Annotated in this window: 18 protein-coding genes; 13 read left to right on the top strand and 5 right to left on the bottom strand. The window is 32.6% G+C overall.

The annotated features are described in order from the left end of the window. Positions 1–5: 5 nt before the first annotated feature. The 4 genes from DQN38_RS06215 to DQN38_RS06200 all read right to left on the bottom strand — a co-directional run bounded on the left by DQN38_RS06215 (position 6) and on the right by DQN38_RS06200 (position 6,103). A complete protein-coding gene (locus tag DQN38_RS06215) occupies positions 6–3,056 on the bottom strand; it encodes an ATP-binding protein (protein ID WP_038453877.1) in 3,051 nt (1,016 codons plus the stop codon). Next, complete coding sequence (locus DQN38_RS06210; RefSeq protein ID WP_170117945.1) at positions 3,053–3,805, bottom strand: hypothetical protein; 753 nt, start codon at positions 3,803–3,805, stop codon at positions 3,053–3,055. Before DQN38_RS06210 ends, DQN38_RS06215 begins: the two co-directional genes overlap by 4 nt. A 62-nt stretch (positions 3,806–3,867) precedes the next feature. After that, positions 3,868–5,676 carry an excinuclease ABC subunit UvrC gene (uvrC, locus tag DQN38_RS06205; RefSeq protein ID WP_065844187.1) on the bottom strand — a complete coding sequence of 603 codons (1,809 nt, stop codon included), beginning with the start codon at positions 5,674–5,676 and terminating at the stop codon, positions 3,868–3,870. Further along, the gene (locus DQN38_RS06200) at positions 5,663–6,103 is read right to left on the bottom strand and encodes a hypothetical protein (RefSeq protein WP_002850056.1); all 441 of its coding nucleotides are present in this window, start codon (positions 6,101–6,103) and stop codon (positions 5,663–5,665) included. Before DQN38_RS06200 ends, uvrC begins: the two co-directional genes overlap by 14 nt. Before the next feature lie 196 nt (positions 6,104–6,299). Here DQN38_RS06200 and guaA point away from each other — a divergent pair, with 196 nt between their 5' ends. The 9 genes from guaA to DQN38_RS06155 all read left to right on the top strand — a co-directional run bounded on the left by guaA (position 6,300) and on the right by DQN38_RS06155 (position 16,835). After that, complete coding sequence (gene guaA / locus DQN38_RS06195; RefSeq protein WP_111738217.1) at positions 6,300–7,832, top strand: glutamine-hydrolyzing GMP synthase; 1,533 nt, start codon at positions 6,300–6,302, stop codon at positions 7,830–7,832. Positions 7,833–7,846: 14 nt separating this feature from the next. After that, complete coding sequence (locus DQN38_RS06190; protein ID WP_038454464.1) at positions 7,847–8,320, top strand: DNA-deoxyinosine glycosylase; 474 nt, start codon at positions 7,847–7,849, stop codon at positions 8,318–8,320. A 4-nt stretch (positions 8,321–8,324) separates the two neighbouring features. After that, a complete protein-coding gene (locus DQN38_RS06185; RefSeq protein WP_065844074.1) occupies positions 8,325–8,960 on the top strand; it encodes a uroporphyrinogen-III synthase in 636 nt (211 codons plus the stop codon). 256 nt (positions 8,961–9,216) lie between these two features. Beyond that, positions 9,217–10,464 carry a phosphoribosylamine--glycine ligase gene (purD, locus tag DQN38_RS06180; RefSeq protein ID WP_042960372.1) on the top strand — a complete coding sequence of 416 codons (1,248 nt, stop codon included), beginning with the start codon at positions 9,217–9,219 and terminating at the stop codon, positions 10,462–10,464. Continuing rightward, entirely contained in the window at positions 10,461–10,916 is a 456-nt protein-coding gene (locus DQN38_RS06175; protein WP_038453867.1) for an RDD family protein, read from the top strand. Before purD ends, DQN38_RS06175 begins: the two co-directional genes overlap by 4 nt. 46 nt (positions 10,917–10,962) lie before the next feature. Further along, the gene (locus DQN38_RS06170; protein ID WP_228600371.1) at positions 10,963–13,092 is read left to right on the top strand and encodes an LPS-assembly protein LptD; all 2,130 of its coding nucleotides are present in this window, start codon (positions 10,963–10,965) and stop codon (positions 13,090–13,092) included. After that, entirely contained in the window at positions 13,089–13,769 is a 681-nt protein-coding gene (locus DQN38_RS06165) for a phosphoribosyltransferase family protein (RefSeq protein ID WP_002850043.1), read from the top strand. The genes DQN38_RS06170 and DQN38_RS06165 overlap by 4 nt, the downstream gene beginning before the upstream one ends. 9 nt (positions 13,770–13,778) lie before the next feature. Next, positions 13,779–15,965: a polyribonucleotide nucleotidyltransferase gene (locus DQN38_RS06160; RefSeq protein ID WP_002850035.1), complete on the top strand. Its 2,187-nt coding sequence runs from the start codon at positions 13,779–13,781 to the stop codon at positions 15,963–15,965. A gap of 21 nt (positions 15,966–15,986) precedes the next feature. Further along, positions 15,987–16,835, top strand: coding sequence for a universal stress protein (locus DQN38_RS06155; RefSeq protein ID WP_065844076.1), 849 nt, complete (start codon positions 15,987–15,989; stop codon positions 16,833–16,835). A 25-nt stretch (positions 16,836–16,860) separates the two neighbouring features. Here the strand turns inward: DQN38_RS06155 and DQN38_RS06150 are convergent, their stop codons facing one another. After that, positions 16,861–17,220, bottom strand: coding sequence for a histidine triad nucleotide-binding protein (locus tag DQN38_RS06150; RefSeq protein ID WP_002850031.1), 360 nt, complete (start codon positions 17,218–17,220; stop codon positions 16,861–16,863). Between the two features lie 127 nt (positions 17,221–17,347). Between DQN38_RS06150 and pheS the strand changes: the two genes are divergently transcribed. The 4 genes from pheS to DQN38_RS06130 are packed head-to-tail and all read left to right on the top strand — an operon-like array spanning position 17,348 to position 22,776. After that, positions 17,348–18,340: a phenylalanine--tRNA ligase subunit alpha gene (pheS, locus tag DQN38_RS06145; protein ID WP_002850029.1), complete on the top strand. Its 993-nt coding sequence runs from the start codon at positions 17,348–17,350 to the stop codon at positions 18,338–18,340. Further along, the gene (pheT, locus tag DQN38_RS06140; protein WP_065844387.1) at positions 18,337–20,673 is read left to right on the top strand and encodes a phenylalanine--tRNA ligase subunit beta; all 2,337 of its coding nucleotides are present in this window, start codon (positions 18,337–18,339) and stop codon (positions 20,671–20,673) included. Before pheS ends, pheT begins: the two co-directional genes overlap by 4 nt. Further along, on the top strand, positions 20,670–21,947 hold the full coding sequence (gene aroA, locus DQN38_RS06135; protein WP_065844099.1) for a 3-phosphoshikimate 1-carboxyvinyltransferase: 1,278 nt from the start codon (positions 20,670–20,672) through the stop codon (positions 21,945–21,947). Before pheT ends, aroA begins: the two co-directional genes overlap by 4 nt. Beyond that, a complete protein-coding gene (locus DQN38_RS06130; protein WP_065844100.1) occupies positions 21,937–22,776 on the top strand; it encodes a 4-hydroxy-3-methylbut-2-enyl diphosphate reductase in 840 nt (279 codons plus the stop codon). Before aroA ends, DQN38_RS06130 begins: the two co-directional genes overlap by 11 nt. Positions 22,777–22,778 lie beyond the last annotated feature (2 nt).

Here is a 22,778-nt window from a genome sequence, read left to right as displayed (position 1 = left end):
TTTTCTCACTTGATATATGGTTTGATACGAGCTTCTAACTGAGTTTTATTGATAAGACTTGTGAGTATTTCATCAAATTTATCATCTAAACTCTCGTCTATTTCTACATTTGGATCGATAAAAATTATAGTTTTTGTATCAATTTTGTATTTTTGTCTTGAACTATTTATCCATGAATATATCAGGTTTGATTCAAAATTTGGTATTTTGTAATCCAATAAAACTAGTCTATAAGCTGAGTTTTGAAGATATTCTTTTAGCTCTTCAAAGCTGCAAACTACATCGACACTACTGCAAAATCCGTTTAAAACCGTGCTGAATATTTTATTTTCTATATTGCTTTTTTTAAACAGCAATACGTCTTTTAAATTTGCTATCTCCTCTTTGGCTTCAACTTTTTTATTTATAGGAGCTATTATTTTAGCTCGTAAATTTATCGCGTTTTGCGGTGTAAAATTATTTAAAATTTGTAATATTTCATTTTTAGAAGAGCGTTTTTGTATATAGTCGTCAAGATAGTTTTTTTCTACGTTAATTTGGTTTAAATTTGAAATAGTATTTACTATACCGATAATATGAGTATGTGGCAAGTTGTTTTGTTTTTCATGATGAATCATATTTTTAGCACATAAAATAGCGTTCATTTCATCTAGCACCATATCTAAAAATATAATATCATAATGGCTTATTTGCGTATACTCAATGACACTTTTTGCATCATTTACCACTTCTACTCTTTCGCAAAGCTCTTTTAAGATATGTTCTATGTCTTTGGTTTTATTTTCATTATTTGTTGCTAATAAAACGCTGATATTGTATTTGTGAGAGTATGCGTCGTTGGATTTTTGTCTTTTTTTATAATCTGCTTTTTCTAATGCTTTTTTTAATTTAGTTATAGATAGAGGCTCATTTATAAAGCTTATATTTCTATCTTCTACTAGGCTTGTTTGCATCTCTTTGGTATTTGCTAAAACCAGAACGAATGCATCTGTTTTTAGGCGTGCGTAGTTTTTAAATTTAGTAACCACTATATCTTCTTTGTTTAATTTTAAAAGCTCATTGCTATCATATACTATATTTGTTTCAATGCCTAAAAAATCAAAGTATTTTTCTAGATATTCGTCATATAAACTATCTTTTCTGGTTGTAAAAACAGTAACTGTTTTGCCCGCAAAATCCATAAAATAATTTTGATCCTTAGAGTCTGCGCCTTTAAATTTAATAACAAAACTAAACTCGCTTCCTTCTCCAAGTTCGCTTTTTACTTTGATAATCGAGTCCATCATTTTTATATATTCATTTGATATGCTAAGCCCGAGTCCGGTGCCGCCGTAAATTTTTGTTATGTCTTTATTTGCTTGAATGAAACTATCAAATATTTTTTCCAGCATATTTTTATCGATTCCGATTCCGTTGTCTTTTACGCTAAATTTAATTGTAGTTTTTCCATCTTCATTTTCATCTAATTTTGTTATATCTACTATGATTTGTCCATTTTGAGGAGTAAATTTAATCGCATTGCCGATAAGATTTATAAGTACTTGTTTTACTTTAAAATAATCGCCTTCTAAATGCTTGTTTAGCGATGGATCGATATAACATATAAATTCTATATCTTTTTCATACGCTTTTTGCGAGTAGAGTTCCACAGCGCTACTAAACTCTTTAATAGGCGAAAATACTTCATTGTCTAGCTCAACTTTACGGCTTTCTATCTTTGATATATCAAGTATATTATTTATAATTCTAAGTAAATTTTCACTGCTTTGTTCTATCACTCCTACAAGCTCTTTTTCTTGTTTTTTTAAATTTGAGTTTTTAAGTAGATCCGTAAAGCCTATTATCCCATTTAAAGGAGTTCTTATTTCATGAGATATGTTGGCTAAAAACGCAGATTTTGATCTGTTAGCATCGATTGCCGCTTGTTTTTGAGTTGTTATAAGCTCAAGCGCTTTTGCTATCATATCGTACGCTCTGCTTATACCGCTGTTTGTGCTTAGGTCTATATTTTTATTATCGGTTAGATTTGCTATTTGTTTTAGTATATTTTTGAGTTCAGATATATTTTTCTTTATGCTTGTTTTTGTGAGACATCCTATTATAAATAGTATTATATTTACAATCCAGATGAAAGCTCCTATGATAACATGATTGAAAAAAGATGATTTAAACTCTATTATCTCATAATCGATCTGATTTTTTAATATATCTTGTATCTCGTATGATATCGCTAACTCATCACTAACTGTATCAAAATAAGAAGCAAAATTCGCCTCTGCCGTGTTTGATGAGTTTCTTATGATCTGCGTTGCGTAATTTTCAAGTCTTGATATTAAATTTGCATATTCAATACTGTTATATATATCATCAATTATATTTTTTGCTTGAGATTCGGGAATATATTGATAATGAAATTTATCTCCTCTTATGAGACTTAGCCAAACTTTTACTTCGTTTGATTTAAAATCTCTATTTTGGATTAGAATTTGAGATACAAAATCTCTTTTTGTGCTTATTAAATTGCTATTTGCGTAAGCTAAAGTAAATGATGTTAAAAACGTTGTTAGATGAGGAGATAAAGTATGATCTTTAAGCATCATAAGTTCTTCTTCTATCGCTTTATTTATTATTTCAAAATATTCAAAAAATATCTCATCAAAGCTGATAGATAAAGAGTCTATTTTATCTCTTATCCGATTTATATCAAGAAGTCTATTTTTTATGATATTTGCGTTTTTATCGTTTGGTATATTTTCATATATTTTAAGAGTTTGTTTTATAAGCTCATCTGAATTTTTCCTCTGTTGTTCTATATTTTCACTATCAAAAATTCCTCCAGTAGCCATATATAGTACGCTCATACTTTTTTCTTGATTTAGCTCTTTTGATAGCTTTGTTAATGTTTGAGATATACCAAATTCATAGTTTAGTTGATTCAAATTTAAATAGGTTTTATATGAATTATATAGATAAAAACTAGATAAGAAAAATATGATAAGAAGCGGAATGGTGCTTATAAGCCTTAGTATATTTATGGTGCTAAAAAAGGTCTTCATAACATCTCTTTTTTTGTGATTTCATTTAATTTTTTAATAAAGTCTTTGTATTTGTTAAAATACTCGTTTATCTCTTCGTCGTTGCAAGATATTTGAATATTGATTAAAATGTTCAGAAAATCACTAAATTTTAGTTCATAAGCGTAATTTGCTAAATCTTTTACCGTTTTATTGATAATATCCATCTGGTTAAATAACTTTGCTTCGTATAATTTTTCATAAGAATGTTCGGCTTTTTTTATAAATTCATGCATAAGTTTTATAAATTTATCTTTTGATATATTTGAAAAAGAAAAAGTATCCCAAAACCATATCCTATCGACTTTATACTCTTTTGTTAGCTCTTCATCTATACTTTGGGCATTGGAATTTGAAAAGTTAAAAATAGAATCGGAGTTTAAGTTTTGAGAGTTAGTCGGATTTTTCTCATAAAGCATAGTTTTAGTTATGCTTACTCTATAGAAATATTCCGTTTTGTATTTCTGATATACTATTTCGACATCCATATAAGCATTTAGTATATCTCCGTTATAAAGTTTGAAAACCATGTTTTGTATATTGTATTCTGGGTTATTGCATATAAGGTCTATAAAATGTCTATTTTTATCATAAATAGAGATATGTTTTACAAAAAACTCCGATATATCGCTATGTGTTTTGAAAAATAGGGTTGGATCGCTAAATCCAAACATATTAAGCGTCTCTCTGCTTATAGCGATCATCTCGTAGTGCTGATTGTAAAGTATCATTTAAAATCCAGTTTATAATTTGCTTTTATATTTTAGCAAAGTATAATTTAAAAATATCTTATTTAAGGCTTTTTAATGGCTAGTATTTTATTTGCAACGGTTTTATTCGTTACTTTTTTTATATCGTCCCAGCTTGCTTTATGAATATTTTCAAAACTACCAAAATAGCTTAAAAGTTTTTTTATGCTTCCGTCAGATACGCCTAAATTCATAAGTTCGCTGCTTTGTAAATCCTGCTTTTTTCTGCTATTTTGGTGAAACGATATGGCAAATCTGTGAGCTTCATCGCGCAAACGTTGGAAAAATTGTAGTTTTTTATCGTTTGAGCTTAAGCTAAGTTTTCCAAATTCTGTATAAATTTTATCATTCGCGTTACCTTTGGCTCGGTGAGCTTTTGCATCTATTTTTTCTTTTGAAATAGCAATTATGTCAACATTTGCGCCACTGCTTTGTACTATATTTTTAGCAAGTTTTAAAAGTGCGTCTCCGCCATCTAAAACCCAAAGATCAGGAGGATTTAGTTTATCAAAACGTAAAGCTCGATTTGTAAGCATCTCATTCATCTGATCGTAATCGTTTGTACTATTTAGATGAATATGACGGTAATGCTCTTTTTTAAATTTATCCAGTTCCCATGAGATCATGCCACCAACAGGAGCTGTTCCAAATAGATGTGAGTTATCAAAACATTCGATTTTAATCGGTAAATTCGTTAGTTTAAAATACTCTTTTATCTCATTTAAGAACTCGTAACTATGTGTTTTTAAATGTTTTTCTATAAAAATATCGCAGTTTTTTAACGCGACTTCTAAGAGTGATTTTTTATCTCCTGCTTTTGGAGAGATGATATGAAATTTTTTAGAATGTCTTTTAGATAGTATTTGCGATACTAACTCCATATCTTCAAACTCACTGTATGTATAAATTTTTGTAGTATTTATAGGTAGATCATCTGGAAATGCTTCTAATATAACTTGTTTATAAATTCCTGATAGATCTAAGTTTATAGTATCTTTAGCCGGAGTTAAACTATGATTTGCAAATGATACTTTTCCATCTCTTATAGAAAATCTCACAGAGCATACGAAACCTTTTGCACAGCTTATGGCTATAGCTTCAAAATCTTCAAGTTTTGCGATATCTATCTGCACTTTTATGCTTATATCTTTTATGGTATTTATCTGATCTCTTAGTTTTGCTGCTTCTTCATAATTCTCCCGTTCGGCAAAGTTTTGCATTAAATTTGAAAGATTTTCTACCAAAAGTTCAGGATTTTTTAGTTTTTTTATGGCACTAGAGACGATTTTTGCATATTCTTCTTTTTTTATAGCCCCTATGCAAGGCGCGTGACATCTATTTATCTGATGAAAAAGACATGCTTTTTTATCCTTTAAGCATGATTTTTTCTGTACTAACTTAAACTCAAGATATAAAGCTTCTAGTATCTCTTTTGCTCCTTTAAAAAATGGTCCGAAATACTTTATATTTTTGCCTTTTATAACCTTTCTGGTTATCTCAAAACGAGGAAAATTGCTGCTCAAATCTACGTATATATACGGATAGGTTTTATCGTCTCTTAGTAAAATATTATATTTTGGTTTTAGTTGTTTTATAAATGAGTTTTCGAGTATTAAAGCGTCTGATTCGCTTGAAGTAGTTATCCATTCTATATGAACGGCTTCATTTATCATCTTTGCTATACGCGGACTTAGGCGAGAACTTGGACTCAAAGTTCCAGTAAAACTAAAATAACTTTTTACTCTGTTTTTTAATACTTTTGCTTTTCCTACGTATAACAGTTTTGAGTTTTTATCAAAGTATTGATAGACTCCTGGTTCATTCGGAAGAGTTTTTAGCTCATCTATTAGCATTTATGCTCACTCTTAATTTTTCAAAAAGTTCGTATATAACTCTATCTTTTGCTAAATTTAAAAACTCTCCGTCTGATCTCTCTAAAATTCTACTTTTGATTTCGGAAGCTTTTTTAAATTTAGATAATTTTGTTATAAATATTTTTACTTCATCTACGCGTTTTAAACTAGTATCCTCTTTAAAAATTATATATTTATTTAACAGAGTTTTTATCTGATTTATGATATTATCATTTTTTAGTTCTTGTAAAGCGAGTGGATGAGCAACTGCTATAAATAGCGTATTTTGTCTTTGATATGCGAATTTTATAAGTAAGCTTCTGCTTTTTCCAAGCATCAAAAGAGCCTCTTTGCATTCGCGAGCGGCTTTTAAATTTCCGTATAAAGGATTTTGCAAAATATGATTAATAATTTCAGAACTTTTCATTTGGCGATTTTAACATCTTTTTTATTAATTTTTCTTGTTGGTTGCGGATATAAGGACAATCCCAGATATAATATATCGCAAGAAACTACTTTAGAAAGTAAATAACCAAAGTTTCAACTCTTTTTAGATAGAATTGCGCAGTTTTACTATAAATACTATGTTTATGGTTTAATATTTAAATTTAGGTTGGTAAATAATGAAAAATGCAGATATATTGGTTCTAGACTTTGGATCACAATACACTCAACTTATCGCTAGAAGGCTTAGAGAGCAAGGCGTTTATGCTGAGCTTATGCCTTTTAATGTAAGCATCGAAGCTATAAAAGCAAAAAATCCAAAAGGTATTATTTTAAGCGGCGGACCAGCTAGCGTGTATGCAAAAGATGCGTATTTTTGCGATGAAGGCGTATTTACTTTAGGACTTCCGGTTCTTGGAATTTGTTATGGAATGCAGCTTTTAGCGCATAAAAATGGAGCAGACGTAGCTCCAGCAGGTCATAAAGAGTATGGGAAAGCAAATTTAAATATAGTTAAAAAGTGCGATTTTTTTAAAGGAGTTCCAGATACAAGTGTTGTGTGGATGAGTCATTCTGATAAAGTAAATGAACTTCCGCAAGGTTTTGAAGTATTAGCAAATTCGGAAAATAGCGAGTTTTGCGTATTTGCAAATTTAGATAAAAAACTCTATGCTTTGCAATTTCATCCAGAAGTTGCTCACTCTGAGTTCGGTGATAGTATGCTTAAAAATTTTGCTAAAATTTGTGGATGCGAAAGTACTTGGAATATGGGAAGTTTTGCAAAAAAAGAGGTTCAAGCTATCCGTGAAAAAGTAGGAAACGACAAGGTTTTATGCGCAGTAAGTGGCGGTGTCGATAGCTCTGTTGTAGCCGCGCTTTTAGCTCACGCGATACCGGATAATTTAATAGTAGTTTTTGTAGATAATGGTCTTCTTAGAACAAACGAAGCAAAGCAAGTTGAAGAGATGTTTAAGCTAAAATTAGGAGTAAATTTAATAAGCATAGATGCAAGCGAGCTATTTCTAAGTAGATTAAAAGGTGTAAGAGATCCTGAGAAAAAGCGTAAAATTATAGGTGAGACTTTTATAGAGGTGTTTGATAAAGAGGCAAAAAAACACTCTAATGTAAAATACCTTGCCCAGGGTACTTTATACACGGATGTTATAGAAAGCAGTGTTGCAGGATCTAGTAAAACTATAAAAAGCCATCATAATGTAGGCGGACTTCCTGAGTGGATGGAATTTGAACTAATCGAACCTTTAAGAGAAATTTTTAAAGATGAAGTAAGACGTCTTGGACTTGAGTTAGGACTTAGTAGAGATATAGTTTATCGTCATCCTTTTCCGGGTCCAGGGCTTGCTATACGCATTATGGGAGAGGTAAATACTTCTAGTTTGGAGCTTCTTAGAAAGGCTGATGTAATACTAAGAGAAGAGTTGAAAAGCAGCGGCTGGTACGATAAAACTTGGCAAGCATTTTGTGTACTTCTAAATGTAAATTCAGTCGGAGTTATGGGAGATAATAGAACATACGAAAACGCAGTTTGCTTAAGAGTGGTGGATGCAAGCGATGGCATGACGGCAAGTTTTTCTAGGCTTCCGTATGATCTGTTGGAAAATTGCAGCCGCCGCATTATAAATGAAGTCGATGGCATAAACCGCGTAGTTTATGATATCAGCTCAAAACCGCCAGCAACTATAGAGTGGGAATAGTTCTTAGTTTTGCAATGCCGACTCACCCATTTAAACCGGTTTTTGATAGCAGATCAAAAATACTCATTTTAGGCTCATTTCCATCGGTAAAGTCTCGGGAAATGGGCTTTTATTACGCTCATTCGCAAAATAGATTTTGGAAGGTTTTAATCGCGCTTTTTGGTTCTGAACATTTACGAAACGTTCAAGATAAAATAGACTTTTTGCTTAAACATCAAGTGGCGATTCACGACGCAGCTTATAGCTGTTCGGTAAAAGGCTCATCGGATAATTCTATATCGAGCGTTAAGCCGGCAAATTTGGATCTAATTTTTGAAAATGCAGATATAAAGGCTGTTTTTGCAAACGGAAATACGTCTTATGCGATTTGCAAAAAATTTTATGATTTTGAAGTGATAAAACTTCCTTCCACTAGCCCCGCAAATGCTAAGTTTAGTTTAGAAAAACTTGTAGATGAATGGAAAATTATATTAAAGTATCTGGAGTAAAATTATGATATATTTAGTGTCAAATACGCCATATAATCTTGATGAGGTGATAAATTTAAAAGTATGCGAGATAGTATTTTATAAATTTAATTTAAATTTAAATGATTTTGACGCGGCTGTTTTTACCAGTAAAAACGGTGTAAATGCACTTAAATTTAATAATATAAAATGTGAAAATTTAGATATATTTGCCATAAGCAATTCAACTGCGCAAGCTTGTAAAGAGTTTGGTTTTAAGAGGATTTTTGAAGGTTTTAATGCTCACGGAAACGAATTTGCCAAAGAGATTTACCCTTGTTTAAGAGGCAAAAAAGTACTTTATATAAGCGCAAAAGATACTGTTTCTGGTTTGAGTAGTTTTTTGCAAAGTAACGGCGTGGATATAAACACTTTGATAGCTTATGAAAATAGACTTTTAAAGTTAAATTTAAAAAAACCTGAAGACGGATCTATCATTATTTTCACAAGTCCAAAAAATGTAGAAGGATTTTTGAGCAATTTTAGCTGGAATGATAGCTATAAAGCTATTGCGATTGGTAAAACTACGGCTAAAGCGTTAGACTTCGTTACTGAAGCAATTATAAGCCCTACTCAGCAGATAAGCGAATGTGTAAATATTGCAAAAAGTTACAAAATATAAAAATATTCTTTGATTTTTAAGCTAAACTTTTATATAATTTTATAACCTGGATGGTTCGATAGCGTTTTTATGAGGGTCCAACACATTAGTATGGGCGGAAAAGTACGCAAATGGTGTGATGCGATCTCGTTTGTAGCCATTTTTAGCGAGAGATTGCGACCTAAAGTTTGAGTCTATCTGCAAGGTTGGCTTTTTATTAGGGCCGATTCTACTGCGTAACGGCCATTTGGGTTTTTATTTAAACTCTAGGAAAAATATGAATATTTTAATTATAGGAAGCGGTGGCAGAGAATACGCCATAGCGCTTAGATTAAAACAAGATGAAAATGTTAAAAATATATACTTTAGCCCCGGAAACGGCGCAACAACTAAAATCGGTCAAAATATAATCACAAAAGATTTTCATGAGTTGGCACAATTTGCTAAATCAAATAATATAGATTTAACTATAGTCGGACCTGAAAATGCTTTAAGCGCAGGAGTTGTTGATATATTTAAACAAAATGGTTTAAATATCTTTGGTCCTAGCAAAGCAGCAGCAATGCTTGAAAGCTCTAAAGCGTATATGAAAGAGTTTTTGGCTAAAAACTGTATAAGAACTGCTAAATTTATTAATACAGATAGTTATGACGAAGCTTCTAAATTTATAGATAGCTTAAGCAGCACGGTAGTTGTAAAAGCCGATGGATTATGCGCAGGGAAAGGCGTTATAATAGCTAAAAATCACGAAGAAGCTAAAAAAGCCGCACTAGATATGCTTAGCGGAGAAAGCTTTGGAGATGCCGGCAAACGCATTATCGTAGAAGAGTTTTTGGATGGTTTTGAGCTCTCGTTTTTTGCTATTTGTGATGGCGAAAATTTCGTATCTTTACCAGTAGCGCAGGATCACAAACGTCTTTTAGATAATGACAAAGGTCCAAATACGGGAGGAATGGGAGCTTATGCGCCAAGTCCTCTTGCAGACGCTAAGCTTATAAAACGTGTTGAAGATGAGATAGTGCATACGACTTTAAAAGGTATGCAAGAAGAAGGGGCACCGTTTTGCGGAGTTTTATTTGTAGGACTTATGATAGTAAATAATACTCCTTATGTTCTTGAGTTTAACGTAAGATTCGGTGATCCCGAATGCGAGGTTCTTATGCCTTTGATAGATGGGAATTTAAGCCAAATTCTACTAGACGCCGCAACAAAAAAATTAACAAACATAAGCCTAAAAAATAGTGTTGCTATAGCAGTTGTGCTAGCTAGTAAAAATTATCCGTATAGTTCAAGCCAAAAGGCTAAAATCATAGTAGAACATGTTCCAGACGGTACCCATATAGATTACGCCGGAGTAAGTAGTAATGGTGATGAACTTTACGCTGATGGCGGCAGGGTTTTAGTCGCTGTAGCAGTAGGGCAAGATATAAAAGAGGCTCATAAAAAAGCTTATGAACTTGTAAAGAATATTAAATTTGACGGTATGCAATACCGCAAAGATATAGCGTATCAGGCACTTAAATGAGTGAAAATTTATTAGATAAATTAGATAGAGAAAATATAGAAGTAGCAAGCATAAATAAAAGACTTTGGGCTTACTGCGTAGATGAAATTCTGATAAGTTTGTTGTTCATGTTAGCGTACTATAACGCGTTAGCTAAAGCTTCAGATGATATAGAGGCTCTCATGCTTATGATATCAAATATGGTTTTTCAGATTGCACTTTTAAGAGTTATTTATCAGACGTTTTTCATCTGGTACTATGGTGCGACCCCCGGAAAAATGATCTTTAAAATCATATGCATAGATACTGTTATGCTATCTAAGCCTAGTTTGCAGGCTAGTTTTTTAAGAGCTGTTGTAAGAGTGCTTAGCGAATGGCTGTTTTATTTAGGATTTGTGTGGGCTCTTAGCAATCAAGCTAGACAAACTTGGCACGATAAGTTGGCTAAAACAGTGGTTTGTAATGCTTATTAAGAAAATACTTTTATCTTTTTTGTTTGTTTCTTTTTTGTTTGCACGAGTGGAAAATATTGAATTTTTGGCTGATAGTGTTGAAAAAAACGGAAACATAGTTAATGCAAACGGCAACGTTCTTTTATATTCTCAAAATTATTTGGTTACTGCTGATAGAGCTATATATGATCAAAAAAGTGAAATTGTAGAGCTTTTTGGAAATGTAAATATGTTAAGAGGCGATAGCGAAACATCGCGTTCAAACTATGTGATGATAAATTTAAAAACAAATGATTTGAATTTTGACGGTAGTTTTGCTATGGATAAAAATAAAGAGATCTGGATACAAAGCGATGAAAGCTGTAGTACTGAAGAGACGTATTTTGCTTCTAAATCTATCGTATCTAGTTGCAATGTTCAAGATCCAGATTGGCATATAAATTTTAGCAGCGGTGAGTTAGATAAACAGAGCAAATTTATGCATCTTTATAATCCTGTTTTTTATATAAAAGATACGCCTGTTTTTTATATGCCGTATTTTGGATTTTCTACCGATAAAACTAGAAGAACAGGCTTTTTGTCGCCTCAAATAGCATACAGCAAGAGTAACGGAGTTATGTACTTACAACCGTTTTATATAGCTATAGCCGACGAGTGGGACTTGGAGTTTGATCCGCAAATAAGAACAAATAGAGGAAGCGGTATTTACTCTACATTTAGATTTGCAGATTCGCCTTATTCTGGTGGACTTATCAGAAGTGGTATATTTAATGAAAAAAATAGTTATAAAGAAAAAGAGAATTTAAAAAATAGAAATCATACGGGTTTTGAAGTTCAATATGATAGAGATAGATTGGTAAAATATCTAATAGACGGTGATTTTACTGAAGGTTTATGGCTTAGATATACAAAGTTAAATGATATAGATTATCTTAATTTACGCGGTAAAAAAAATGGAGATTATGATTCGCTTGTGCAGTCTAAATTAAATTATTTTATAACTACCGACGAAAATTATTTTGGTGCTTATGCAAAATACTATATAGACACTGCAAAAATCAGTTCGAAATACGGAAACGACGATACTCTTCAAGAGCTTCCAAAGTTACAGTATCACAATTTCACATCAACTTTTATAGTGCCGAATTTAATATATTCATTTGATGCTAAATATCATAATTATACAAGAAGTATCGGAACTAGAGCATCTCAATACGAGATAGATTTTCCAGTCGGTTTAAATTTTAATATTTTAGATGATTACGCAAACTTTTCAATAACGGAAAATATATATGCGACTCATATAGCATATAAAAATAATAGACTTTATGCAAATGGTGAGTTTATAGATGATAATTTTAATGACTACATAAACCATTACCATAAATTTCTTATAGAAACAGATTTAGCAAAAGCTTATAACAACTTCTATCATACCATAAATTTAAAACTTGATTATATAAAACCCGGTTATTCTAATGGAAATATAGAAAATAATTTACTAAAATACTATATGATAGATCAAAGTGGTAATAATATAAAATTAACCGATTCAAATTTATTTGAAGAAAATTTTGTGAGCGGACTTGACAAAAAATATAGCAAAGAAAGCACTACTGCTGATTTTGTACAGTTTTTTTATGGCTCTGATGGACAGAAATTTTTAAGACATAGTATAAAACAAGGATTTAATATAGACGACAGTGATTTTGAAAATTTAGAAAATAGGCTGAATTTATATTTTGGTAATTTTAATTTTGCAAATAAGATTGAGTATTCACACATAGATAATAGTTTGGCGAAAATTCAAAGCGGAACTAGCTACGCGAATTCACGTTTTAACGTCGCTTTGTGGCATACATACGATAAAAATAGCGACAATAAATTAATTTATGATAAAGAGAGTTATTTGAGTTCGTCTTTGAGTATAAATTTACCTAGAAATTATAGGTTTTTTGCGGGTTTTGACTATGACGTTCAAAGAAGTTATACGAAGATGTGGAGAACCGGTATCAATTACAAAAGAAAATGCTGGGATTATAGTCTTGTATATCAAGAAGATATAGAACCGAAAAATACCAGCGCCGGTTTAGAATCCAAAAAAAGTCAAGGGTTCTATCTGTATTTTAGTTTTTATCCATTAGGCGGGGTTGGATATGACTTTTCTATAGAGCAAAATAATGAGGCGAAACAGTGATAAGTCCAGATGATCTTAAATTTGAAAATGAGCTTGACGCCGCTGAAAAGCTACTTGATATACTGCCAAAAAACGAGCTTATAGACAATGATTTCGTTGTTGTTGGATCATCTTTAGATTCTGTTGTATTGACAGATAAAGTAGCTTCATCTTTGCAGTTGAGTTATGAGCTACTTTTTAGTGAACAAATTTTAGCACCAAATAATCCAGAATGCGAGATAGGAATGGTGAGCGAAACTGAAGAGATAGTCGTAAATGATGAGCTTATAAAAGCTTTTAATATATCTTTGGATTTTATATATGGAGAGGCTCATAGAAAATATGAAGAAAAAATATTAAAAAATGTGTATAGATATAGAAAAGGAAAGTTGTTAGGTGATTTAAAAGGAAAGAATATTTTGCTCATAGATGAGGGTTGCCAGACAGGTGCTACGGCTTTGGTATGTATAAAAACTCTTATAAATTTAGAAGCTAGATCCATTGTTTATGCTACACCTCTTATGCCTTTAAATATAGTGCCATATCTAAATACCTTAGTCGATAGTATATTTTGTGTTAAAAAGATAGCGAATTTTGTTGACGTGGATTTTTATTATAAAGATAAAATATCCCCCTCATCAGAAGCCATTATGTCTATTTTAGAAGATAGTCCGTATTACTTACCATTACAAAAATAAGGAGTTTTTATGCAGTGTTCAATAGAAGTAAATAATCAAATTGAAATTTTTGATCTTAATAAGGTTGCCAAACAAGCAGCCGGCGCAGTGTTAATGCGTGTAAAAAATACAGTTGTATTAGCCGCGGTTGCTAGAGAAGATGCTCAAGTAGAAGAGGATTTTTTACCTCTTACCGTGCAGTATATAGAAAAACAATACGCCGCTGGTAGAATACCAGGAGGATATGTCAAAAGAGAGACTAAACCAGGAGATTTTGAGACATTAACAAGCCGTATTATAGATAGAAGTTTAAGACCTTTATTCCCTAAAGGCTATGCATATCCGACTCAGATTGTCGTAATGGTTTTAAGTAGCGATCCAGAAGTGGATTTGCAAGTAGTGTCGCTAAATGCTGCGAGTGTAGCTTTATATCTTAGTGATATTCCGGTTAACAGTCCGGTTTGCGGTGTTAGGGTAGGGCATATAAACGGTAAATTTGTTATAAATCCAAGCAATTCAGAGCTAAAAAACTCTGCTCTTGATCTTTACGTGGCAGGCGTAAAAGATGAACTTCTTATGATAGAAATGAGAAGTTTACCCAATGAACAAAATGAAATTGTACCAGTCATCGCTATAGATCCTATGATGGATCCTAGTTTAAATGAAGGTTTCGTTTCAAGACAAAAAATGAATGAATTTAGTGAAGATCTTATGATAGATGCTATAAAATTAGCTACAGAAGCTATATTAAAAGGAAGCAACGCATATGAAGAGGCGTTTCGTAACTACAAAAAAGAGACTGCAAATTTAGAGTACAAGCCAGAGATAGAAAATGAAAATGTTGCGATATATATAAATGAATTTTACAAAGAAGATGTAAAAGCGGCTATAAATCAAATGGCTAAAAGCGAAAGAGCGAGTGAGCTTTCTAAAATAGCTAAACAAATAGCTCTTAGTGAAGTTGCTCAAAAAGAGGGCTGGGATGAAGCTCTTATCTCGAATATACTTGGAAAATATAAGAAAAAGTTAGTTAGAACAGGTATTATAAAAGATAAAAAAAGAGCCGACGGAAGAGGTCTAAAAGATGTTAGGCCGATCAGTATAGAGACGAATATTTTGCCAAATGCACATGGAAGTTGTCTATTTACCCGCGGTCAAACTCAAGCTCTTGTTGTAACTACTTTAGGTACCGATAATGATGCTCAAATGAGTGAGTACTTGACAGAAAAAAATGCAGTTGCCGATAAATTTATGTTTAATTATAATTTTCCTGGATTTAGCGTAGGCGAGGCAAGTCCTTTAAAGGCTCCTGGACGACGCGAGTTAGGACATGGAAATTTAGCAAAAAGAGCTCTTTATCCAAGTATAGATTTAAATAGTCCGTACTCGTTAAGAGTTGTTAGCGAAATTTTAGAAAGTAACGGTTCAAGTTCTATGGCTAGTGTATGTGGCGGCTCTTTGTCACTTAGAGCAGCAGGAGTCGAAACGATCAAGCTTGTAGCCGGAGTAGCGATGGGGCTTGTATTTGAAGGTGATGAGCACGCTGTTTTAACAGATATAATGGGGCTTGAAGACCACGATGGAGATATGGACTTCAAGGTCGCAGGCTCAAAAGACGGCATCACCGCTCTTCAGATGGATATCAAATTAGGCGGAATTAGTTTAGATGTATTAAAAGAAGCGCTATACCAAGCAAAAGAAGCTAGAGATCATATTTTAAATTTAATGGTTAAAGCAGATGAAGAAATAGTCGTGAATGAGGATGTTTTACCAAAGTTAGAGTTATTTAGCGTAGATCCTAGTAAAATAGTTGATATAATAGGACAGGCCGGAAAAACCATAAAAGAGATTATAGAAAAATTTGAAGTTAGCATAGATCTTGACAGAGATAAAGGCGAAGTAAAGATAGCCGGGGGAGAGAGACAAAAGGTAGAAGCTGCTAAAGATTATATTATACAAATTACGCAAAAAGAGCAGAGAAGCGGCGGTTTTAGGAACAAAAGAGAGTATAAAAACGTAACTCCTTTTAACATAGGTGATGAGTTTGAAGGCGAAATTAAAAAAATGGCTGCTTTTGGTGCATTTATATCTTTAAGAGATGGAGTTGACGGGCTTTTACATATTTCAAAAATAGTTTCACCTTTAAAAGAGGGTGATACGATAAAGGTAAAAGTTTCAGATATTAAAGGCGGAAAAATATCATTGGATCTTAATTAAATTTAATAACGGAGGTTTATCATGGAGATTAAAAAACTGTTCTTCCCTATAGGCGGCGGAGATAATTTTGAAGATAGATTATACGGTGCTTTGCTAGTTAGTAAAGCTTTAAAAACACACATAAGCTTTCTTGCTTCTCAGATGGATTTTAGTCTAGTGTGCAATCTTGAAATGGCTTTAAATAGAGGAAATATATTTAGCACTTTTAAAGATACCGTAATTTCGGAATTAGATGATGAGAAGAAGAGAAATTATGAGATATTTAGTTCTCTTTGCGATAAATTAGGTATAACTATCAGTGATAAACCTGTAGCAGGCGTACCAACTGCCGAGTTCCATACTAAAGAAGGCGTTAGAAGCAAAGTTGTAGAGTATGAAGCGAAGTTTTGCGATATGATAGTCGCTGCTTGTCCGCCAGAAGGAGAACCTACTGCTACTTTTGATTCTGCTGTTATAAAAAGTGGAAAAAATGCGATAGTAATCCCAAGAACTTTAACAGAGTTTAAAGCAGATAATATTTTAATCGGTTGGAATGGGACTTCTAGTATATCAAGAGCTATAACTCAGTCTATGTTTTTAGTAAAAAATTCAAAAAAAGTACATATTATAGTTACAAATAAGTATTTTCAAAATGAACAAACCATAGAAAAAGATATTTTAGAATATCTATCTTTTCATGGCATCAACGCTACTTTTGAAGTCGTAAAAACTACATCGGTTCCAGGAGAAGCACTTCTTCAAAATGCTTTAAATGGCAAATTCGATATGGTTATAGCAAGCAGTTATGGTGAAAATGGATTGAAAGAGATGTATCTTGGCGGAACAACTAAGTACTTCTTGCAAAATACTCCGATTCCTGTTTTTATGTAGTATTAAGAGCCTTATGGCTCTTATATCAAAAACTATCTTTTGGATCGTTTGAGTGACTATCCGTCCATTTTAATATAGTTCCGCCTAGTAGATGAAAATGCAAGTGCATAACTTCTTGTCCTCCATTTTCACCACAGTTTGTAACTAGTCTATAACCTGTCTTATCTACACCGATAGTAGCTGCAACTTCTTGAATAAATTTCGTCATTTCCTCCATAAGGCTAGGATCCATTACTTGAAAATTTTCATAGTGCTTCTTTGGTATGATAAGTATATGTACAGGCGCTTTAGGATTTATATCGTGGAATGCGAGAAATTTATCATTTTCAAGTACTTTATTTGATGGTATTTCACCGGCTACTATTTTTTCAAAAATGCAAGGCATTGCTATCTCCTAATTTAAATTTAAGCACAATTATATCTAATTATTTGTTAATTTATAGATGCTTTTATAGATAATTTAATCAATTTTAGGGTACAATGATAGCGAAATTTTAGACAAGGTAGGTAATTTGCAAGAGATAATTGATAAGATAGATCAAGCTTTGAGCCTTGACGAACTTGAAAAAATAAGAGTTGAACTTTTCGGAAAAAAAGGCATTATAACGAACGAATTTGCAAAGTTAAAAGATATTCCTTCGGATGAAAAAAAAGCTTTTGCCGAGAATTTAAATATCAAAAGAGATACTTTAACCGTTCATATAAATGATAAAAAATCTATTCTTGAAAAAGAATTTATAAAAGCTAAAATGCGAGCTAGCGCTGTAGATATTACGCTTTTTAACGAGCCGTTAAATACCGGTGCACTTCATCCTGTTATGGATACGATGGATAGGATAATTGAGTATTTTGTAGCGCAGAATTTTAGCATAGAAAGCGGACCTCTCATCGAGGATGATTTTCATAATTTTGAAGCTTTAAATCTCCCAAAATACCACCCAGCAAGAGATATGCAAGATACGTTTTATTTAAAAGATTTTAGACTTCTTCGCACTCACACAAGTCCTGTTCAAGTAAGAACCATGTTGAATAATAAACCGCCTATTCGTATGATAGCTCCGGGAGCTGTTTTTAGACGCGATTTAGATCTAACTCATACTCCTATGTTTCACCAAGTAGAAGGACTTGTTGTAGAAGATGAAGGGAGTGTCAGCTTTTCAAATTTAAAATATATTTTAGAAGATTTTTTAAGATATATGTTTGGAGAGGTAAAAGTTAGATTTAGACCTAGCTTTTTTCCATTTACAGAACCTAGCACAGAGGCTGATATTAGCTGTATATTTTGTGGAAGTAAAGGCTGTAGAGTATGCAAGCAGACTGGCTGGCTTGAGGTATTAGGAAGTGGCGTTGTAGATCCAAATGTATTTAAAGCCGTAGGATATAAAAATGTAAGCGGCTATGCGTTTGGTCTTGGAGTAGAGAGATTTGCTATGTTGCTTCATCAAATTCCAGATTTAAGAAGCCTATTTGAGGGTGATATCAGACTTTTGGAGCAGTTTAAATGATAATAAGTAAAAATTGGCTAAATGAGTGGGTCGATGTTTCCCATATCAGCACAGAAACAATATGTGATAAATTAAATTCTATAGGCTTAGAAGTTGATAGTTTAAAAAGTATTGCTGCTCCTAAAAAAGTGGTTGTAGGACAAGTTAGAACTTGCGTTGAACATGAAAATAGCGACCATTTGCATGTTTGCGAAGTAGATGTCGGTACTGAAGTGCTTCAGATAGTTTGTGGAGCAAAAAATGTAGCTTCAGGACAGTTTGTAGCTTGCGCTTTAGTGGGAGCTATCATGCCTAATGGACTTGAGATAAAATCTGCAAAATTAAGAGGAGTAGCAAGTTTTGGAATGCTGTGTTCTAGTAGCGAGCTTGGACTAGCTAAGATAAATGATGGCATAATAATCCTTGATGATAGTATCGGCGAGCTTATATTAGGTAAAGAGCTTAGAGAGTATCCTATATTTAACGATGATATTATAGAGATTGATCTTACGCCAAATAGAGGGGATTGTCTTAGTATAAACGGTGTAGCAAGAGACCTTAGCGTTGCTTTGGATATTCCTATGAGAGATAGAACTCCTAGAGAAGAAGAGGAGAAACTTCTTGGTATAGGTAGAATACTTAGCATACATTGCGACGAGAAGATCGACGGCTCATTTTTATATAGGGCTATTGAGCTTAAAAATAATTTTGAAATTAGCTTAAAAACAGATCTCAGATTGGCTTTAATAGATTGTTCTAAAACAAATTCTATACAAAAAGTTTTAGAGTATGTTACTCATGCGACTGGAGTTTTATTTAGAGTTTATGATTATCATAAGATAGCAAAAGATGATGAAGATAAGATAAATATTGATATAAAGATAGAAGCAAACGGATCTTACGGCGTTTATTCCGACGGAAAGTGTCTTGGTCAAGCCGGAATTTGGCAAACGGACGAAGCTAGACTTGATGAATGCTCAAGAGTAATAATAATCGAAGCAAGCTATACCGAGCCAGATGTGATAGCATCTGCCATAGGAGGCGATAAAAAGCAGCCAAAAGACGATGCTACTTATAGGTCTAGTAGGGGAAGCGAGCCAAAACTCAGCATAGGTATGGATCTTCTTTTTGATCTATTTTCTAAAAATAAAAAAATAGCTCCATATGCAGGAGCGCAGCAAATTTTACTTGAAAAAGAGCAGACCATAGTGAGTTTTAATTGTCCTGAAATTTGCAATATGATAGGTAGTGAAATTTCAAGAAATGATGTTATTAAGATACTTAAAAAGCTCGGTTTTGATATAACTTTTAATGTTGAACAAGAGCAAATTTATGCAAGAGTGCCATTTTATCGTCACGATATACGCAATACTCATGATATTTGTGAAGAAATAGTAAGGATAATAGGTATCGATAATATACCTTCAACTCCGTTGATATTTAGTGAAAAAAACAGAATAAATCCTACATTTGAAAGCTATAAACACTCTAAAGATCTACGTCATAAAGCTGCTATGGCTGGATTTTTTGAATGCGTACATTATATATTTGATAACGCCGAAGAGCTTGAGGCGCTTGGATTTAAACCAAGTCGCACTGAAATCTTAAATCCTATAAATAACGAATTAGCAGTCTTAAAACCTACTTTGATAAATCATCTTTTAAATTCATGCGAAAGAAATGTTAAAAATTCGAAAAGATCAGTAAGGCTTTTTGAATTTGGAGATGTATTTGATGAAACAGGTATTCAAGGTTCTAAATTTGGATTTATAGCTAGCGGTCTTATAAATGAGCCGACTCTTTTAAATGGTGCAAAACCAGCCGAAATCGACTTTTTTACTTTTGCAAATTTGATTCAAGATATAATCGGAAAAATAGAGCTAAAAAACGGTAAAAATATAGTTTTTTTAAGCGAATTCGAACAAGCATCTATATATAAAAATGGCAATTACATAGGCTATATAGGAAGATTAGATCTTAACTTAGAGCTAAAAAGAGATCTGCCTAAAACCTATGTTTGCGAACTTGATTTTGATAAGATCAAATTTAGTGCAAAAATGGCTAAAAATTACTCTAAATTTCCAAGTATAAGTAGGGATTTAAGTTTTATAGTTCCTAAAGATCTACCATATATCGAAATTAAAAATTGCATAGAAAACTTAAATATACTTACTTTAAAAGAGTTTTTACCTGTTGATTTGTATAGCGATGAGACTCTTGCTGACAAAGTTAGCTTAAGTGTTAAATTTACGTTTCAAGATATGCAAAAAACGCTTGAAGATGAAGAAATAGCAGATACAATAGATAAAATTTTAGCTGCTCTAAACGATAAGCTGGGCATAGGTTTAAGATGATAGTAGAAGCGTTAAATAATCCATTTGATGCTGAGTTTAATAAGGTTTCGAGCGATAAATCTATAAGCCATAGATGTGCTATATTTTCACTTCTTAGTGATAAAGTAAGCAAAATCAGTAATTATTTAGAAGCCGAAGATACTATGAACTCATTGAAAATTATAGAGAAACTCGGTGCTAAAGTGGAGTTTAAAAACGGAGTTTATCTCATTACTCCTCCAAAAAAGATTGTTTCCCCAAATGCTATTTTGGAATGCGGCAACTCGGGTACTGCTATGAGAATTTTTATGGGACTTTTAGCGGGATGCGATGGCTTTTTTGTCTTAAGCGGAGATAAATATTTGAATGAGCGTCCGATGAAAAGAGTAGCTTCTCCATTGATGCAAATAGGCGCAAAAATAGATGGTAGAGACTGCGCAAATAAAGCTCCATTAGCAATTAGGGGCGGAGAGCTTAATTATTTTGCATACAATAGTTCAGTTGCTTCAGCTCAAGTAAAAACCGCTCTTATTTTAGCCGGGCTTTGCTCGGCTGGTTGCAAATTTAAAGAGCCTGAACTAAGTAGAGATCATAGTGAGAGAATGCTTTTAGGAATGGGAGCTCAAATATCTCAAAGCGGGCTTGAAATAGAAGTTAAACCTCTAAAGGGAGCTTATTTAAAACCTCTTATTTTAGATGTGCCTAATGATCCTAGCTCATGCTTTTTTTACGCCGTAGCAGCGGCTATAATCCCCGGCTCGAAGATAATTATAAAAAATATTTTGCTTAATAAAACTCGCATAGAAGCGTACAAAGTACTAGAAAAAATGGGCGCCAAAATAACATGTACAAAAACTAGTAGCACATATGAAGATATAGGCGATATTTGTGTACAGTATTCAGAATTAAAATCCGTAGATGTAAATCAAAATATATCTTGGCTTATAGATGAAGCCCCCGCTCTTGCTATAGCTTTTGCATGTGCCAATGGAGTTAGCACATTAAAAAATGCAAAAGAGCTGCGTGTAAAAGAGTGTGATAGGATAGCCATAACCGTAGCTGCATTAAAAAAGTGCGGTATAGAAGCAGTTGAATTAGAAGATGGATTTAGCATTAAAGGCGGCAAACCAAACAGTGCTACCATAGATAGTCATGGGGATCATAGGATAGCTATGAGTTTTGCTATTTTAGGTTTAAAATGTGGTATGAATATAGAAAAAAGTGAGTTTATAGCAACGTCCTTTCCTAAATTTAGTTATTTTTTAAGAGAGTTGGGAGCTAGAGTTGAAGATTGAGTTAGCTAAAAGTTATGGATTTTGCTTCGGAGTAAAAAGAGCCATAAAAATAGCCGAAAATTCAAAAAATGCATCTACAATAGGTGAGCTTATACATAATAGCCTTGAGATTGATAGACTAAAAAATAATTTTAATGTTAAAACATTAAAAGATATAAGTGAGCTTAAAAATGAAAAAAAAGCTATTATAAGAACTCACGGTATAACAAAAGAAGGTTTGGCAAATTTAAAATCGCGCAACGTAGAGATTATAGATGCAACTTGTCCATTTGTTACAAAACCACAACAAATAGTAGAAAAAATGAGTAGCGAAGGATATGAGATAGTATTTTTTGGAGATATAAATCACCCAGAAGTTAAAGGTGTGATGAGTTACTCTAGTAAAAATGTTTATGTGATTTTAGATGAAAGTGAGCTTGAAACAGTTAAGCTTCCATCAAAAATAGCAGTAGTATCTCAAACTACCAAGAAAATAGAAAAATTTACTAAAATTGTAAGTTATTTAATGCAAAGAGTAAAAGAAGTAAGGGTTTTTAATACTATTTGTAATGCTACATTAGAAAATCAAGAAGCCGTAAGAGAACTTTCAAGTAGAGCCGATGTGATGGTAATCATAGGTGGAAAAAATTCATCAAATACAAAACAGCTGTATTTAATATCAAAAAATCTCTGTCCAGATAGTTATCTTATAGAAAGTGAAAATGAGCTTGAATTAAAGTGGTTTCAAAATAAAAAATTATGCGGTATCAGCGCAGGGGCCAGTACCCCTGAATGGGTGATACAAAATGTTATAAATAAACTAGAAAATTTAACTCATAAAGATAGCTAAGG

This window comes from Campylobacter fetus subsp. fetus (genome assembly GCF_900475935.1).
In the GTDB taxonomy this organism is placed as follows: Bacteria; Campylobacterota; Campylobacteria; order Campylobacterales; family Campylobacteraceae; genus Campylobacter; species Campylobacter fetus.
The sequence above is the reverse complement of the archived record's forward strand: the minus strand, read 5'-3'. Positions and strand labels throughout refer to the sequence as shown.